The 18105-nt window shown below is 46.1% G+C and carries 17 protein-coding genes; 10 read left to right on the top strand and 7 right to left on the bottom strand.

Translation table 11 applies throughout. From position 1 onward, the window contains the following. From ACTQ53_RS05600 to ACTQ53_RS05590, 3 genes are all read right to left on the bottom strand, one after another. A partial coding sequence (locus ACTQ53_RS05600; RefSeq protein ID WP_441932376.1) for a helix-hairpin-helix domain-containing protein occupies positions 1-603 on the bottom strand: 603 nt, incomplete at its 3' end. After that, positions 604-1407: a YqiA/YcfP family alpha/beta fold hydrolase gene (locus ACTQ53_RS05595; protein WP_441932375.1), complete on the bottom strand. Its 804-nt coding sequence runs from the start codon at positions 1405-1407 to the stop codon at positions 604-606. 22 nt (positions 1408-1429) lie between these two features. Continuing rightward, positions 1430-2059 (bottom strand): recombinase family protein, encoded by a 630-nt coding sequence (locus ACTQ53_RS05590; protein ID WP_117695437.1) that lies wholly within the window; start codon positions 2057-2059, stop codon positions 1430-1432. Between the two features lie 546 nt (positions 2060-2605). Between ACTQ53_RS05590 and ACTQ53_RS05585 the strand changes: the two genes are divergently transcribed. The 10 genes from ACTQ53_RS05585 (at position 2606) to ACTQ53_RS05540 (ending at position 11644) form a co-directional block, all read left to right on the top strand. Beyond that, positions 2606-3484 carry a hypothetical protein gene (locus ACTQ53_RS05585; RefSeq protein WP_441932374.1) on the top strand — a complete coding sequence of 293 codons (879 nt, stop codon included), beginning with the start codon at positions 2606-2608 and terminating at the stop codon, positions 3482-3484. A 12-nt stretch (positions 3485-3496) separates the two neighbouring features. After that, complete coding sequence (locus ACTQ53_RS05580) at positions 3497-3952, top strand: hypothetical protein (RefSeq protein ID WP_094880475.1); 456 nt, start codon at positions 3497-3499, stop codon at positions 3950-3952. Then, the gene (locus ACTQ53_RS05575) at positions 3953-4315 is read left to right on the top strand and encodes a hypothetical protein (RefSeq protein WP_203040497.1); all 363 of its coding nucleotides are present in this window, start codon (positions 3953-3955) and stop codon (positions 4313-4315) included. Further along, complete coding sequence (locus tag ACTQ53_RS05570) at positions 4305-4715, top strand: hypothetical protein (protein ID WP_203040498.1); 411 nt, start codon at positions 4305-4307, stop codon at positions 4713-4715. The genes ACTQ53_RS05575 and ACTQ53_RS05570 overlap by 11 nt, the downstream gene beginning before the upstream one ends. 11 nt (positions 4716-4726) lie before the next feature. Next, complete coding sequence (locus ACTQ53_RS05565) at positions 4727-5224, top strand: hypothetical protein (protein WP_203040499.1); 498 nt, start codon at positions 4727-4729, stop codon at positions 5222-5224. A gap of 58 nt (positions 5225-5282) precedes the next feature. Then, entirely contained in the window at positions 5283-6197 is a 915-nt protein-coding gene (locus tag ACTQ53_RS05560) for a hypothetical protein (protein WP_203040500.1), read from the top strand. A 267-nt stretch (positions 6198-6464) separates the two neighbouring features. Next, entirely contained in the window at positions 6465-7922 is a 1458-nt protein-coding gene (gene mobV, locus ACTQ53_RS05555) for a MobV family relaxase (RefSeq protein WP_441932373.1), read from the top strand. A gap of 49 nt (positions 7923-7971) precedes the next feature. Then, on the top strand, positions 7972-9312 hold the full coding sequence (locus ACTQ53_RS05550; protein WP_441932372.1) for an OmpA family protein: 1341 nt from the start codon (positions 7972-7974) through the stop codon (positions 9310-9312). A 501-nt stretch (positions 9313-9813) separates the two neighbouring features. Next, the gene (locus tag ACTQ53_RS05545; RefSeq protein ID WP_153113669.1) at positions 9814-10230 is read left to right on the top strand and encodes a hypothetical protein; all 417 of its coding nucleotides are present in this window, start codon (positions 9814-9816) and stop codon (positions 10228-10230) included. Between the two features lies 1 nt (position 10231). Then, complete coding sequence (locus ACTQ53_RS05540; RefSeq protein ID WP_441932371.1) at positions 10232-11644, top strand: hypothetical protein; 1413 nt, start codon at positions 10232-10234, stop codon at positions 11642-11644. A 240-nt stretch (positions 11645-11884) separates the two neighbouring features. Here the strand turns inward: ACTQ53_RS05540 and ACTQ53_RS05535 are convergent, their stop codons facing one another. From ACTQ53_RS05535 to ACTQ53_RS05520, 4 genes are read right to left on the bottom strand one after another with little or no spacing between them, the layout of a single operon-like run. Further along, positions 11885-13393 (bottom strand): zincin-like metallopeptidase domain-containing protein, encoded by a 1509-nt coding sequence (locus ACTQ53_RS05535; protein ID WP_441932370.1) that lies wholly within the window; start codon positions 13391-13393, stop codon positions 11885-11887. A 9-nt stretch (positions 13394-13402) separates the two neighbouring features. Then, a complete protein-coding gene (locus ACTQ53_RS05530) occupies positions 13403-14017 on the bottom strand; it encodes a hypothetical protein (protein ID WP_441932369.1) in 615 nt (204 codons plus the stop codon). Between the two features lie 28 nt (positions 14018-14045). Next, the gene (locus tag ACTQ53_RS05525; protein WP_441932368.1) at positions 14046-15638 is read right to left on the bottom strand and encodes a glucosaminidase domain-containing protein; all 1593 of its coding nucleotides are present in this window, start codon (positions 15636-15638) and stop codon (positions 14046-14048) included. Between the two features lie 12 nt (positions 15639-15650). After that, positions 15651-18098 (bottom strand): zincin-like metallopeptidase domain-containing protein, encoded by a 2448-nt coding sequence (locus tag ACTQ53_RS05520; RefSeq protein ID WP_441932367.1) that lies wholly within the window; start codon positions 18096-18098, stop codon positions 15651-15653. Positions 18099-18105: the final 7 nt, after the last annotated feature.

The raw sequence follows: 18105 nt of genomic DNA, 5'->3' as shown, positions 1-18105 counted from the left end.
CTTAGAGGCAATACCATCAGCGGTTTTAAATCCGATACCCCAAATATCATCTGCAAGGCGATAAGGATTCTCTTTCACGTTGTCGATGCTTTCCTTGCCGTACTGGCGATAAATTTTGGCGGCATAAGCGGTACTTACTCCGTATTGTTGCAGGAAGATCATTACATTCTTGATGTCCTTCTGTTTCTCCCAACTGTCTCGGATTTTCTCTACACGCTTCTTACCGATGCCAGCCACTTCATATAGTCGTTCGATGTCATCTTCAATTACCTCGATTGTATCAGTACCGAACCTCTCAACTATCAGATGAGCATACTTCGGACCAATGCCTTTCACCAGTCCGCTTCCCAAATATTTCTCTATGCCATATACAGTTGCAGGCATCACTTCTTCCCACGTCTCACATACGAATTGACGTCCGTATCGCTTATCGACTTTCCAGTCACCATTACACAATAGTACAGCACCCACTGGTACATCCAGCAGATTGCCCACCAAGGTAACAAGGTCTGAATAATCCTTGACCTTAACCCTCATCACGGAATATCCATTCTCCTGATTTTGGTAGGTAATGTGTTCTACTACGCAACGTATCTTTATCATTTATTTTATGTCTATCTCTGTGAAACGATTGAAAGTTCTGCCGTCCCTCGTAACTTTCCCGAAGAACATCTTTTCCGGTCTTACCCAATAGGCTTGGTCTCCATAGAGAGCCTGATAAACCACCATGCGCTCCTGAGTCTCGGAGTCGAAGGCAGAATGGATGAACTTGTATTTACCGCCTTTAAAGTGCTGGAAATATCTTTCTTCCTTTGCCGAAAACTCCATCAGCATTTTCTGGGCAAGGGGAGCGTACCAGGTCTTCACCTCCTGCTCAGTAGGCGTATGACCGCCAGGGAAATGGAAGGCTTGGTTGTAGTGCTTCAGGAAGAGAGGGGAGAAGTGAGCCAGGGTGTCCTGCTCACCAAAAAGTCCCCACACACGATCCTTATAATAGGGGTTGCAATGGTCGAACTGCACGGCTTCCAGTTCCGCAAACTCCCCAATCAGCGCCTCGTCAATCACAAGCCGCTGATTGCCGTCCCTTCTCGGTGCCTTGTATTCATGCTCGCCGATTCGTTCCTTCAGAAACTCCGTCATCATGAAATACGGATTGCCGAGCAGGGCAGGAATGCCCACCACCGGAGCCAGCATCTGGGCGAGGAAAGAGCCGCAGCTGTTGCCCAGAAGCAAGTCGGGCTGTTCCCGGTCGATGATGGAGCGAATCTCCTTCAGCGCCTCCTTTGGGTGCAAAGGCAGGTCGGGAGCCAGCACCACCGCCGTCCCCTCAAGCGCCTCTTTCAAGGCTCTCGCCATCGGACAGCTGCCCGTGGCGAAGAATCCGTGTAGGAATAATATCTTCTTCATGCTCAAATCTTCAATGTCTTGTTTACTTTGTGTCTCTTTTCTTGATTGGTCCGGAGTGGTTGCCTCTATTCAGCTTGATTCCGTTCTTGTTGAGAATGCGGAATACGGAACTTCTGCTTCTGAATCCGCTGGCTCTCCAGATTTCATCTATCGGATGACCGGCAACATAGAGGTTCACAACAGTCTTTTCTCTGTCGAGCTTCTGCATCTTGCTGGCAGAAACAGGAGGCAGGGACACAATCATCTTCTCCTGCAGTTTGATTACATGCTCTGCTGATTTCCTGAGAGCAAGTACTTCGTCGGGCAGGGAACCCATCATTACCAATACGTCAGATGGCTTGGTTTCCGGAAACAGGATGTTGCTGGAGTCAATCCGGTCGTGGATGCTGATGATGCGAATGACCTTGACCCGGCAGAATTCCAGGAATATTGCCAGTTCACGACTGCCACGCAAGGCGTTGGAAAATTTCGGAATCACCAGTTCATCGCCTCTTTGCAATGCTGCCATCAGTTGTTTCCACAGCGGTCTGTGGCGTTCGTTATCATCACTTTCTTCGATGATTCTTACACAACCGAACTCGTTCATCCATTTGCGGTCTTCTTCCAGTTTGTCATACTGGGATGTAGCCATGATGTAGCCTACTTTTGCCATATCAAAATGTTTTATTGACTGATAACTTGATAGTTATGCGCCTTTTGCGGCAGGATAACCCTGCATTAGGCACGATTCTTCTGCAAAGATACGAATTATATTCAGAAATGGATTCATACTGCCTGGTTTTGTTGGTTCAGCAGACTTGATTTAACCTAATTTATAAATTAGGAGCGCATCTTCAATAATCATACTGCAAAGAGTATGAAACATAAAATAACATAAAGTCTGATTGTAGTGTCGTTAATGTGGAATTTTATCTGTATCTTTGCACGCAAAATTTTCAATTACATGCCAATGGATAATAGGAATACAGTACAGTTGAACAGTTTTGTCGGTTGCCTCGGTAACTCTTCAGCAACAGGTCTCAAAAACCAAATGAAAGAAAGTAAAGCAAGTGAAAGAAAAACAACTCAGCAGAGTTTATTCTTTCACTTGCTTTTTTTATGTGCCTTACTCATGATTACCTCATGCAGTGGAAGTCGTCAATATGATTTCAAGTCTTCTGAAGATGCGTTGAAACAATACCAGGCTTTCTTTCAGACAATGAAAGGGCATTCAGACTCTGATGCAGAGCATCTTGCAGACTTCATCAACCAGTGGCACGAGTATGGAGACACCGTCTTGAACTACATCAGGAAGGATCCTTCGTTCAATGCGCACAGTGGGCTTTCCATGAAGTATAATCTGATTTCAGACTCCATCCGCACAGAACTGCTGGGGATGACTGGCAACTGTACTTTGAGCGATGTGGCTTATGTGAAGCTCCACACCTCTTTATATAAGGATAACAAGGAACTCGGCTCTCTGAAGGAAAATGCCATCAAGTTCTTCGCCACCTTGGATCAATCGCCTGCCTACGACTTGGAAGTTCACAGAGCCTTGGTCAACTATTCAAAGTTCCTGCTGAGCACTAAGTCGCATGGCATCAAGTCCAGAAAGGAACTCGTGGCGTTCCTGCATGAGGAAGACCGCCATTTCCGCACGTTCCTCGCTCATATCGACGAATGCTCATCCATCGGAATGACGGAAATCACCAACCAAACGGCAGACATCTGTTCTGCCATCTACAAATCCGCTTCCAGGAATAAGCTGCCTGCTTCTGAGACACTCGTCCTCATGTCGATGCGAACAGACCGCCGTCTGATTCTCAACGCCCAGGTTTGCCGTGACGTTTTGAAGCAAGGAAAAATCAAAGATGCCATGCAAGCCAACGCCTATCTCTGGATGATATTGCAGCCCTATCTCTCGATGGATGCGCTGGCCATTGCCATGCTCACCCCGGAACAGGCTCAGCTGATGACGGACATCGCCAAGGATTATCCTGCCATCATCACGAGACTTGAAGGCAAGCACCTTGTCAACAAGGAAGTGTCCAACAAGATTCCAGCCCAGCTGATGCGTCTTTACATATCAACCCTCTAATCTTTCATTATCATGTTACAGGAAGCTATCTACAAATTCAAGGCATCCGGCCCCATGCTGTTGCCAGAGCTGATTGACAATTATTGGATTGGCGAGATAAAGGCATACGAAGATTATGCCATTCTTCCCTACGAAGTGCATATCCCACAACCTATAGACAAGGTGATTGATATGTTCGAAATGAATGCAGACCTTGCCATTCTCTACCATCTGGAGCCATCAGTCCATACGGTGTTCGGACATGAATGCTGCGCCTACTGCTATCCGGTCACCGAAAGGATGTTCAAGATTAACTGCAAGACTTCCGCCGATGGACTCATCCACGAGTTGAATGTGACGATTTACAACTCCATCGAACTCATGTCGGCAGATCTTTTTGAAGACCTCCGTCTGCACGAGCGTCGCGGCACGTTCCGGGCTAAGCGAGAACACGTACAGATCATGAATGATTTCAACTGCGGTCTCTAGATGAACAAACAGACGTATTACCTGATTGCAGACATCATACAAAGATACAGAACATGGATAATAGTTAAAGATACGGAACAGCTGGTAGAGATGAGAATCCTGCAGGATGGGGTGTTGAAGCCCCTGTTTTACAAGGGACTTTCGCTCCAGAGTTACAGAGATCATTACGCTTTCAGAAAGAAGCGAACCTGGAAAATCAATGAATACGACTTGAACCAGGGTCTGGCAGCTCTTTGTAAAAAAGATCCAAGCGCCAAGGGTAGAGTAGAGAAGGGCACTCTCACCCGGCGTGATGTCGAATACATTATAGAGAAAGCATCCTTCGGAATCATCAAACTTGAATTAAGCGATTATGAGTACTAAACGAAAAGTATATACATTCTATATAATAGCCATCCTGATAATGGTGCTTGTTCTGATGCTCTTTGATTTAAACATCATGGCCAAGGCGATTGTCGGACTGATGATAGTCTTCTGCATCTTCGTGATGAGAAGCATACAGACGGCTTACCAACTGCCAGATGACATCGACCCTGATACGATGCTCCCGATAAAGCCTCATGGCAAATCGACTGCAGCCATGCCTACAGAGAAGTCAGACCACAATTCAAATGTGGATCTCTATCTCCGTCTTCTCATCGAAGCTGATGAAGAACTGGCGAAAGACCCTACCGTTGACCAGATGTCGCCCAGTTACAACTTCCAGTTAAACAACAAAATTGCCGAGCGACTCGAATCACTCGACAAAGGTAATAACAAGTAAAAAAGAAAATTATGATACAGATATTAACCCTCATCCGGTTTGCCTTTCCGTTCCTCCTGCTGACAGCGTTTTTCTGCCTTTACAGGAAAGAATATGGATTCATGAAGCGGTTTATGTGGAAGATGGCTATGTTTCAGAGCGCAAGAAATCTCTATGCTTACCTGGTTGTGCTGATGCTTATCTTCATCAACTGGTGTTGCCATGTCACGGCTCCCAATCTCTCTGTCGTAGTGTCAACACTCCTGACCCTGGTGCTTCTGAACAGGAAAATCGCAGAAAGCACCTTCCATCTTTTGCATGAGAGAAAAAGACTGTGGTTCGCCACCTTGCTGCTCTCGATGGTTTGCTTCGCCTTACCTTATATGAACAGCATGTACCTATTCCTTTTTACTGTCAGCGTGGCAGCTGTGTTCTATCCATCTGGAAAAGTGCTCAGCATGAAGAGCCATCCTGAGGCCATCAACAACCCGAAGGATCTGCTTGCGCTGATTATCAGAAATTACTATTAGTTGCCACCTGCAACTGGCACAGAATCATATCCACTTGCTCAACATTCCAATTTCAAAAATGACTCAAATGACTCATCACCCCAATCAACAAACACCCGAAGCAGACAGATGCAGAGGTGTTGACCGTTCGTTGCTGGAGTTTCTGAAGCCGAAAGCAGAGGAACGTTACAGCAAGCTGGAAGCCTACTGCGACCTGCTTTCGAAAGCATCCTCAGGAGCCTATCAGTCTCCGGGAACCGATGTAGCCCTACAGCTGTTGCCCGGTCAGTTTGTTGCCACCATTTCCGAACTTGCCCGTCAGTGGCAATGGCAGCGTGCCACGGTTCGCCAGTTTATCTCCGGACTCACCAAACTTGGTCAGCTTTCCGTAGAGCCATATTCCAAGAGCTTCATCTTCTCTGTCAACCTGGAGCAACGTCTGTCTCTTCTTATCGAGAGTCCGGACGACATCCTCGACTTCTGCGCCATGCAGTTCATCCGCTTCATCAAAGGCAGATCCACCGCCAAGGAAGTGGCCGAATCCTACAGCCGTTATTACGACTTGAAGATGAACATGGCCAAGCAGGAAGGATATGGCGGCATTCCTGCCAGACGTGTTGTCAATCAGCAAGCCCTGGTGTTCGATTCACTGGCAGTGTCCATCCTCCGTTATCTTAATCAGGAGAAAGAACTGCCTGAGGAACTTTCCGATTCCGTGAGCCTGCTCTTCGGAAAAGACTACGTATGGGACTGGCACAAAGTGATAGATTCTCTTGGCATTCTGGCTAAAGCCATCAGTGGCAACACCAAGCCGAGTTATATGGACGAAGTAGTCACCCGATATTCGAAAGCGGAGATAGTACTCCTGGATTGCATCTTCGAGCACTACATCTCCGACTACGCATCCCACTACTATGTGAATCCCCCTCGTCCTCTTACTGAGGCCAGGGAGCCATCCGAAAAGGTAGCACCTGCGGAATCTTCCGACGATTAAAAACAATAGTCATATCCCCCTTATTCCATGCGAGGCACGCTGATGGCGATCAGGACGCCCGTTAGCACATCGCTGAATGATTTCAAGCAACGTGAGGCAGCGTGCTTGCACCTGCCACTTTTTTTCAGTCTTGGGAAGCCTAATACCCCGACCTACAAAAGTAGTCGGGAGGGCTGACCAGATAAACAGCAAGCTGGGTCAGATTTCCTTGTGTTGCCAAGACCGAAAAAGGCTCCTGGAGTAAGGGCATTAGCAAAGAAATACGATATGGGAACATCATCAAAACAGGTCATGGACATCAAGGTCACCAAAGGTCTTGCTTCGGTAGGCAACGAAGAGTTGAGAGACTGGACGGAGAAGGGATGGAACCAGGCCATGCGTGAAGGCAACTACGACCGTAGCCGTGAGCATCTCAACTTCGAGATACGTCCAGGTGGCATTGTCGCCCCGATAGACAAGAGCCGTCCGCTTACCAGGCGCATGGCAGAAAATCTCGCCTCACGTGGCATCAAAGACCCCAACGAAGGACTGGCAGAGCCACGTTTCCGAACCGTGGTGAATTTCATCTTCGGCGGTTCAACGGAACGCATGCGAGAGCTTGCCTTTGGCAATCAGAAGGTGGATTTTGAAAGCAAGGGTGGTAACGAGCATATCCGTAGAATGCCAGAAATAGAGCAGTGGGCACAGGACATCTACCGCTTTGTGGCAGATAAATCTGGAGAGGAAAACATCGTCTCCTTCATCGTCCACTGCGATGAGAAGAATCCGCACGTCCACTGTGCGCTTTTGCCGATAGACAAGGATAAGAAGTTCGCCTTCAAGAAAATCTTCCATGGTCAGAACCGCATAGATTACAAGAACTATCTTCTTGCCCTGCACGACGAGCTTGCCAAGGTCAATGAGAAATGGGGACTCACGAGAGGGGTATCGATAGCAGAGACAGGAGCACGTCACCGTTCTACTGAAGAGTATCGACGATGGCTCGCCAACGAGTGCGTGACACTCGAAGCCCAGATGCTGAACACCCGGAAAGCCCTCGAAGATCTGAATGTGGAACTCTCCATCGCCCAGAAGAAGCAGAAATCCTTCACCTCCATGATAGAGAATCTGAAGGCTGAAATCGACCGTCTGGAAGCAGAACTCAAACCGCTGAGAGCCTTGCAAGCCAACAGCGACAGCATCAGTGCCGACATCGCCCGTAAGATTCAGAGCCTTGAACAGCAGAAGGCTTTGGTGGAAGATAAACTGGCAGACAAGGAGAAGAAACTTTCAGAAACCAACCAATTGCTTGACACCCTCCGCAAGGACAAGGAAGAGATTGAGAAGCAGGCCAGTGAACTGGAAGACAAAGCCAATCAGTCTGAACTTTCCTGGGCGCACAACATGAGCTATCATCTCAATGGCGTGATGCTCGACACCATGGCACATGAGTTTGCCATTCGCTTCCCGAATCTCCCTGACAGCGTGAAACTCGACTTCAACGGCACGCTTCTCTGCCAGTTGGCAGAAGACGGAAACCATGTTGTCAAGGTAGCCTTAAACCTCGTGTGCGGTTTCGTGGATGATGCAACGACCATCGCTCAGACGCATGGAGGTGGAGGCGGCAGCCCTGGCTCAGGATGGGGCAAACGACCGGATGAAGACGATAGGGAGTGGGCAAGAAGATGCCTGGCAATGGCACGAAAGATGTGCGCTCCGTCCGTCGGAAGAAGAAAGAAGATGTAACACCATGCTCATTTGTTTACGCAAGTAATCAATCATCAAAGACAACAACATGAGAAAGAAAATATTATCAATAGCAATGATGTGTCTGATTGCAATGACAGCTTCGGCACAAACTGCCAGACAGAGTTCTGACAGTCTTTATATCCAGAAATCATACAGTCAGGAGCAGATGCTCATGCCTGTAAATCCTACATATCTCAAGCATGTAAGCGAAGCAGCCAACTGGGGTAGAAATTGGTTTATAGAAGCAAAGGGCGGGGCTTCAGCTTTTCTTGGGACGCCCATTGGTTGCGGTGACGTGTTCGACCGTGTCACTCCTCTCTTGCAGATAGGAGTCGGCAAATGGTTCACGCCCGCAATCGGTGGACGAATAGGATTTCAGGGACTCAGCTTCAAGAATGCAGAGTTCCATACGATGAAGTATCAGTTTGTCCATGCAGACTTTCTGTACAACATCACGTCCGGAATCCGTCAGAACGAAAGCGGAATCCCTCTTTGGGATGTGATACCCTTCGTAGGTGTCGGCATGATTCATAATTCCGACTGGATCAACAGCTGTACCTGCCAGGGCGGTTCAAGTGGCAGTCATCCGTTTGCCTTCACCTATGGCGTGGAAGCCCGTTACCGCATCAGCGACCGAGTTCATCTCGTAGGAGAGGTGAGTGGAATGCTGACCGCCAGAAACTTTGACGGCATCGGAACTTCTACCAAGTTCGGCGACAACATGATTTCCGTTTCAGCCGGTCTGTCCTTCACAATAGGCAAGACGGGGTGGAAGAGAGTAGTGGATGCAACTCCTTACATCGAGCAGAATCTCGCCCTTCAGGACTACATAGCCTACATGAGGGATAGGAATGCTCATCTGGAAAAGCGACTTGCAGGAAATGATGATGGCAAGACCATCTATCCGAAAAACAGCTACAGCGGTCTCAACTCCCTCCGTGCCCGACTCTCGATGAATGGCAAAAGTAATCAGGGTGCAATGGGCAACGGTGATGGCAACATGGCAGGTCATGCTGATGGCTATTGCTCAGATTCCCTTTCATCTTCTGACCACTTGAAAGTAAGCATCGGTGTTCCGGTGTATTTCTTCTTCAAGCTCAACTCCGACAAACTGGTTGACAAGTCACAGCTCGTAAACCTCGACGACATTGCGAAGATGGTTAAGCAGGAAAACTTGAAGATTAAAATATCCGGTGCAGCCGATAGTGCTACTGGCACTCACTCCGGTAACCAGGATTTGGGTAAGCGCCGTGCCAAGTTTATAGCCAAAGCTCTCATCAAGCGAGGTGTAGATAAGAGCCAGATCAAAGCCTACAACTTAGGCGGTATAGACAAATATCCGGCGAATGAGGCAAATCGTTTCACAACCGTTGTCTTGCTGAAATAGGCTAAAGCGTGTATTCATGAATACGTGAATACATGAATACATGTACACATATATACATAATATATACTGAATGTAGCTTTTGAGTAAAAGCACTAAAATTCTTCTCTCATACACCATGGGGAGTTTGCTCGTGATGAGTAAACTCCCTAAATTATTTGCAGAAAGAAAAATGTGCTTATTAACAAAGAATTATCGATTGCTATATATTAGGTTAGTTTTGCAATACGGTTGGTATAAAATATTTACTTTATGTTTTTCCCTTCTAAATTTAGAGTAAAGATTGTAAAAGTCCATACAATATTATTAGTATGATTACGTTTCTAAAATATAATTGTGTAATACGCAAGTAGAATTTAGAAGTAGGTCTGAGTGGGTTAATTGTTTGTAACTACAACTCATTCCTAAGGAGATGTCGTAAAATGCAAAACTATTTTGTCGGATGTTTCCTATTCAATATTCTTTCAAAAAAGGTATAATTAATTCTTAAAAAGAAACATAAAAATGGCAGATTTTCAAGAACAAGTTAAAGATATTTGTAGATTAGCAGATGCGGTAATTCAGAATCCTATAACACCGATTACCTCTACTGCCAATTCTATTGGTGTATGCTCTACGGTTGCTGTCTTTGCTGCAGGAGGACAACTTATTCTCAGTCCTTTGTTGATGGGGCCAGTCGGTTTGGTCATTGCAGCTGGAAATTGGATATTTAAAAAAATAAAAGAAAAAGAAAAACAGCAACAAGAGAAAGAGAGAATGTTGCGTGAGGTTATTCGCAAACAACAAGCTGTAATTGAAAAACTTAACAAAGAACTTGCTAAGAGCAAAGAGCAGAATGCTAAGAATCACCAGGAGATTCTCAATCTCAAACAGATGCTCAGCATGCTTGAAGTAACAGAAGTTAAAATTAGTGCAGCATAAAATGGGTAAATATAAATATTCAACATCGGAGCAGGAAACTTTAAAAGTTCTCAAGATGCAAGAGGAACAACTTAAGCATCTTGAGAAAGATATTCATGAAGATTTCGTAAATGGAAATAAAGATGCCGGTGAATTAGCTGATATTCGCAGAAGAACAGAAGCGCTCTTAAAAAAGCGTGGGCTTACTCCACCAGACCCAAAGATGTTAGAACATATTGATACATCTATTAAGATTGATAAATCCGAAATACCAGATTGGAGCGAACTAGCTAATAAAGCAAACGATATCTATTCCGAAGAAGTTCCTTTTGAAGATTTGCTTTCAAAGGAAGAATTTCAGTTTTGTATTGATGAAGTTCAAAGAATAAACGATGAGTTTTCTGTCAAAACTGGTATCTTAAACAAAAAGGATATGGCGTTTCTTATGGTGGCAACAGCTTTACAGACTGCAAGATGGCTTATCATACAAGAATTGTGTGGTGATTTGGGACAAACTATTGACAAAGATAGTAGATTAGATCACAATGATAGATCAATAAAGGAATCCGTAAAAGAATCCAATAAGTCGTTTCAAGAACGTTTCAAAGATCATGGTCACAGAGAAAGTGAAAAAAAATACAAATCCTGGGAGCAAATCATCTTTAGTAGCGCTCCATATGATACTACCGTAGGATCGCCAAACTTTGGAGAGAATCTTGAAGGCAAATATCATAGGTATAAGACACTAGGTCATGATCCTGTATTAGGTTGGATATTTGGTACTGCTAATTTTGTTACAGATACATGCACGCTTTCTAACTTAAATTCCTATAGAATTTCAAGAAAAGGAACACCGCATTTCTCAGAACAAACAAATCTTGGTACGATTTTTTATGAAGTTTTTGACAGTACAAAGGAAGATTGGTTGCGACTGCCAGCAGGAGTATTTGCTGAATATATTCATCTCAAATCTGATGTTTTCACCAAGTTAGGACTTCCCGTCCCTATAATTGAGGTGTTTTCTGAGTCTCTTGCAGGCGATTTATATAAAAGTCAATACGACTCATTATGCTTGCTCAGAGATTTAAAAATTGTAGGCAAACAAGCTGGTTTTAGCATATTGATTAATATGATAATTGGTCTTGTTCATGGATTGCTTTATGATCCACAGAAAGATGGTGACAGAAAATTATATGAAGTGAGAACTAGAAAAATCTTAAGTATTTCAAACTCACTTGCTTCTGCAGGTAATATAGCTTATGCTATCGGAACTGAAGACTGGAGAAAATTAGATGTCGGAGGTATTTTAGTTACGCTATACCGTCTATTTACAGATGTCCGCTTTATTACAAAAGTAAAAAAAGATTTCATAGAGACGGAGATGGATAAATCTCTTGCAGATGAAATTAAAGAACTGGATTCATACTTTAAATAGCATTTCTATATATAGAATACTATTTCGAAAACCAACCTGCCAGATTTTAAAATCTTTTGGGGATCGATGAAGCAAAGCGGAAATGGTATAATGGCAGAAGCTACCAAAATATAGCACAAAATCCAGTGGCTTATTGTTATTCACAAATCGGGTAGGAGATAAAATACTGATAATTAGTATTTACCTCCTACCCGAAAAAGTGTAAGGTGATAGCGTCGCCCTATGCTGTAAAGGGATGAATTATCGTCCTCGATGGTAATGTTGCTCTTCTTCCTGAGCAACAACCTCTTCTTTTTCCATTTGCTTGGCAACTTCCTTCACGTCATCAGTTGCATCCTCTGGGAGACCGTAGCGGATGATGTTATCCTTGATTTCCTCTGCGCTTACCTTGCGCATCACATCGTATGTACCTCCAACAGTCGGATTATATACCACAGCATAATGCTCATCTTCAACAAGCAGGTCATCGCCACGGTATTTAGTTGGTGAGAGATTGATTTTGGAGAGGTCTGGAGCATCACCCTGGTCGTATTCCTTTGCCTCAGTGAGGAGTGCATTGTAGTCGCCGTCATTTTTGCACTTGTCGAAACGGTCAGTAGCATCGGTAGTCTGGAGATACGCCACTGATGCGTAATACATCGTTGGAGCTTTCTCTTGCTTCTGCTCAGCCTTTTGACTTTGCTCCTGCTCTATTTTCAGCTGCATAGCATCAATATGCTGGTTGATCATGTGCGAAGCCTTCTTCACATCGGTAAGCGTAGTCTTGATAAATTCAGGCGATTCCTTCAAACTGTCCAACCAGTTTTTCAGATAACTGGCACTGTCTTCCTTCAAGTGCTTGGTCATACCGAAACGCTGGGCTACCAGGGCGGCACTCAGTTCGGCAACCAGTTCCTCACGAGCGTATTCTGCGCTTCCGAAAGATGCAGGTTTCAATCTGCCCAAATGGTTCTCTGACCCCGTAGAGTGAGCCATCTCATGTCCGAGATTGGTGTAGAAGGACTCTCCATCCTTGAACTGGCGTTTCTCTGGAATGACAATCTCATTCTTCGAAATGCTGTAGTAGGCATTGTCCCCATAGACAGGCTTGATAGGACAGATCCATCCGTTTTCCTTGATCATCTTATCCATGGCAGGGAAAGAGAAGTCATCACCCTGATTCAAAGGTCGGTTTACTCCTGCAGCTGCCTCCAGCTTTTTGTAGAGTTCCGGACGAGCTTCCTGCAAGTTGGTCTGCGCCACATTAAACACATTGTAAACCTGCAATTTAGGATATACATTATACTCCTTGCGTCGCTCCTCGGACATCAGGCGGTAGTCATCGTATTTGATTTTCTCCCTTGTCTCTTTGTTCACAACGGTGAAAGTCGTGATGAAAACCGGGAAACTCTTCTCGCCTTTGAGGATTGTCACCTGAGGCAAAGCTTCACCATTGTTGTCCTTAACCTGCTGTCTTTTTCCTTGTTTGTCCTTATTGAAGTTCAGACCGGCAACTCTGTCGAAGGTGCAGAACACAGGCAACTTATATCCCTGTTTCTCACAGTGCATCATGAGCATCAGGGCATTCATGCCGTTATACTCACGCCCTGACAGGTTCTTAGGCCATGTCAGGGAACCTTCAGTGAACCAAGGCTTCTTCCAGTCGTTCTGCAAGGTGTTGATTTTCTCAATCATCATCTCGGCAAACTTGTCCAAAGCACGGTCTTCACTGCTACGGCCATCTGTATTATATTTCTTGTAATCAGCCATAATCATTCATTATTGGTTGGTGGATGCAGCTTTCTTCTCCCATGGAGTAAGCTCGGTGACACGGCAAGTGAGGTCGAGGCGGTCGTTGTAGGCTTCCACCTGCAAATCACCCTTGGCATTAATGCCAGCCTTAGCCTGTACCCAGTCTGCCTTTGTGGTGTCGAACTGGATGAAACGAATCCAGGTGTAGGCATAGTTGTCACCATCCTTCTCGCTGCTGTAGGCAGAGAATAGGGTATAAGGCTTGCCCTTCTTGTCGGTCTTCACCTCAACCTGCTTGCCGATGGTTCCTCTGAACTCGATGGTGCCGGTGATTGCGTCCTGGCTTCCTGCATTAAAGGTATTCACTCCCGAAGCCGAGAGATTGAGGTAAAGCGCATCGCCTTTCTTATGGAATTGGAGAACTCCTGCCACCTCGATACGGGAACCTACAGGATAGTTGACCAGTTCAGCCTGGTTGTCACCATCCTTGGCCACGCTGATTTCAACAGTCTTGTTGATACCGGTCTTGGCTTGAACCACTACGCTGATTCCAAACGAGAGAAACTGCTTACCTTCCTTGTTGGCACGCATCTGTGCCTGGCGACACACCGTGCCGCATACGGTTACATTACATTTAATCATAATAAACTTGGTCTATTGTTTTACTTCATTATTTGATTTGAACAGATTCCTGTCGGTCCTGCTGATTGTCAACGCCTTTCTGGTAGTTCTGTGACATCTGCTGAGATACGGTTGCAGCCTGTATGATAGAGGCAACACCTCTTCGCTTGTCTTCATCGCTCAGATTGGCATTGCCGAGCGTCTGCTGGAGCTTTGTCATTTCTGCCTGGGTCATTTCTCTTGTAAACTGGACGGTTCCGTTATCTACATGGAGATAAGGCTTGCCATCCTGAATGTTCACGGAACAGGCTTTATAGGAGGGAAGGAGCGAGGAGAGGTCGATGCTCTTGCTGACAACCGAGTCGGTCACTTTTTGCATTTTCTCTTCTTCGCTCTTGTTGTCTATCTGCAGGGCAAGTGCCATGAGAGAGGTGAACATGGTCATTGCCATCTCAATGACAGGGTCATCGCCTGGCATTTTCACTCCGCTGTCCTCTGATGACAGAAGCTTCTTCATCCAGTCTTCAGGACTTTGTGCTGTGTCAGTCACTTCGCCTTGTGAGGCTGGATTGCTAACCTTGTACTGAGCGGTGATGTCCTTGCCGTTGTGGAGAGTCTGCAACTGGATGTTTCCCTTTTGAGAGATTTCAGCAAGATACGCAGCAGGGTCTATATCCCGTGCCTTGCCATCCGCAGAGATGCTTTTCACCCCAAAATGCAGATGCTCACCAGTGGTTCTGGTTCCCGTATTGCCAGTCACGCCCAATCGCTGACCGGCATTTACAGTGTCGCCTGTCTTGACGGCAATGCTGCTCAGGTGCATGTAGGTACATTGATACTTGCTGCCGTCATTTCTGTTGTATTCTACAGTTACAGACAGTCCACCTGCAGTATTCGGATTGTTGTTGACCTGAGTGACCTTGCCCTTGTCTTCCGTTGCCAGTACATTGTCATGCTTGGCTTGAATGTCGATGCCCTTGTGCATTTGCGTGTTGGCAGGATTGAGCGGATCTTTTCTCATACCGAAAGGTGAGGTGACGAGCATAAACTCGTTTCTCTTCAAGGGATAGGAATACTTTTCGTTCTCCGCAGGCTTTGAAGAACTCGTCTTCTGGCTGGTTTGTTCTCCTTGCTGACGAGGATTGGCTTCGGTACCGAAGGATTTTCCTTGCGATTTCATCTCCTTCATGACCATCTGGTCATACTTCTGCAGGTTGTTCTTCTCGATGATGCTTTGAAGACTTGAAGCGTACTTCTTGTTGGAGGCATAACCGGAGTTCTGCAGTCCGTTTGTCCATCCCTTGTAGTCATCGGGGGATAGCTTGAAGAGCGAGCTGTATCTCTTGTTTCCTTTCAGAAACTGGGAATGATGCTCGTATGAGTCGCCAACAGAAGCGTATTGACAGAACTTCTCGTTAGGACGGTCATCGGTATATATGAGGTACTTGCCACCGTTCTGAACCCAACCGGAAGTAGCCTTGATACCGAAATGATTGTTTCCCTTTCGGGATAACTCGCTCTGTCCGCTTGCACTCTCGCAGATGCCTTGTGCAAGGGTGACAGAAGCAGGTATGCCATATCGGCGCATCTGCTCCATGGCATACTCTGCATATTGTTCTACATATTCTTGATTCCTTGACATGATGATTACATGTTATCTGTGTATTCCTGATGAATTATTCTGTTCCTGTTGAGGGTTCTCTACCTTGGAGGGGGAAATTTCCTCAGTGGTACGTTTTGGGGCTTCCAACTGGTCGCAGATGGCAACCCGTTCTCCTGCACGGATGAGCTTTGGCAGATAGGTGTCGAGAGCGTGGTATGGGAACCCAGCCATGGTCAGAGACTTGCCGTCTGCATCCTTGGTATGGGAACTCTTGGTAAGCGTGATGCCCAGGATTTTTGAAGCTTTCTCGGCATCTTGACAATAGGTCTCGTAGAAATCTCCACAACGGAAAAGTAACACAGCATCAGGATGTTTACCTTTTAGCTCGTAGAATTGCTTTAACATCGGAGTCATTGCTACAACGGCAGCCTTTGTCTCAGCCTTTGTCTTCTCTTCCTTTGCCTTTTCTTCCTTCTGCTTCTGCTCTTTCTTTTCTGGAGTTTCCTCTTTCTGTTCCTCCGTAGCCTTGTCTTCCTCTTGTTGAGCGGTGTTCTGCTTTACCTCATTGCTCTGGGCTTCCTGCTCCGATTTTTCAGTGCCTACAGCTACCGCATCGGTCCGGTCTTTGCGCAGTACATCGGCAAAAAGACTGGCAGCAAGATGTTTCTTGTAGTCCTGCATGTTCTCGGCGAGCCACATACGTTGCCACTGGGATGGTGAGATTTCACGAGGTTTGAGCTTTTCTCCATTCACAGTAGGCATACAGAGGATGACACTCGGCTTATTGTCCGTCTCTTTGGTCTTGAAGATGTTGACACGTTGGATTTTGTCCACCTCTTCGGCAGGAACGTTGCTCTTGAAGAGGTCAACCTTCATTTCTGGCTTATTGGAAGCTTCCATGTAGTATTTCTGTGCCATGTCCTGACGCATAGTGTCTGAAAGCTCCTCGTCTCCTTGCTTTACTGTGGTGAAGAACAGGTTGACATCGGCCTTGTCTGGATATACGCTGAAAGCCTTTTCATTCTCAGGTTTCAGATAGAGTGCCCACTTTCCTTCATCGTCACGCAGCATCAGAATCTTGTCGAAGTCCACGGCTCCAGAGCGTTTCACTGCATCTGAGACATCAAGCAGGGTGATGGTCTCCAGGCTCCAGTTGTTCAGTCTGGCAACTGAGACAGCCTTGCCGTCAAAGAAACTGTCGTCAGGACGGTAACCCATGGAACCATCAACATTGTAGAAGGTGACGGTTTCATAGCCTTCCTTCTGCAGTGCATGTTCGATACGACCTTTCTTCATACCAGGAATGTCGCTATCCATACCCAGCGATGCACCTTCTGGAAGGACAACATCTGCCATCTTTCCCTCTGCATCCTTTACGAGGACAAACTCCTTGGTGGACTTGTTGGGAAGGGTCTTGATTTCGTCAGCCACATAGTAGTGCTTTGGAAGGATGCTCTTGATGGCATCTGCCTGATTTCTGACAGTCTTGCTGTTCAATTCAACCTTTTCGCCACGTTCTGCCTTGTGGAGCATATCTACGGCATTGTTGACATCCCTCTCCAGTATATCAATGAGACAAGGATTCTCTTTCAGTTCTCTTGCCCAATAGTCGGTCATCGCCATACTTTCTGGGGAGAGCTTGGCTGAGATTCCCAATTCCTGGAGTTTTACGGCGGTAGCAACCTCTGTGACCAGACGCTCCTGCTTCATGGAATCCTCTACTGAGACCTTTCCGTTCTTCGTTACCATACCTTCACGAGCCAGTCGCTGCCCATGGCCAGTGGCTGTGACAAGCAGAGAAACTGCATCACGGGCATAATCCTCATAGTGTTCGTAGGAAGATGCTTTTGGCAGGAAGACAATGTCTTTCTTGCTGTCGTAATGTGCTACACCGGTAGAGTCACTGCGGATTTCGACCATGTTCTCACGTGCTTTTTCCAGAAGCTTTTCTACACCTTGGCGAATAGCGGTGGAGGCTGACTCTACATCCTTTCGGTCATTCAACCTGCCATATTCCTGGACTGTTGCTTCAAAGGAGGTCTTGTCAACCATGGGTAGGGTAGTCTGCTCGATATTGAACAAGGCTCTTACTTCACGGCTTCTGATACCTTTATAGTCTGCTTGCTTGTCTGAAGGGAGAGTCTGGTAGTCTGCACGGCTGATTTTGTCCTCAGGGTTGTGCTTGTTGACATACTCGTTCCAGTTGTACCAGAGGAACGGTACTCCTTTCTCTTTTGATTGAACAGACTCGCCACGTTTCTTTGCTTCCGAAAAAAGCGTATATTGGTTGGTTTTGTAGCCGTTTTGATCGGCGTGCATTCCTAAGATGATGGCATTGAAGGCTGATACCTGCAAATGCTTCTGGTAGAGTCCAGGAGCCTTGCGACCGTTGTTGTCCAGCCAAATGCCATTATCTTCCTTGGCTTTCCCGAACGCCTTAGTGAACAGTTCCACCTGACGTTCTGCAGCCATTTTTTCTTGCTGATTCTTTTCTGTCATGGATATG

The organism is Prevotella sp. Sow4_E9_plate (genome assembly GCF_052116205.1).
Taxonomy (GTDB): Bacteria; Bacteroidota; Bacteroidia; order Bacteroidales; family Bacteroidaceae; genus Prevotella.
This window is presented reverse-complemented; position numbering and strand designations above follow the sequence as displayed.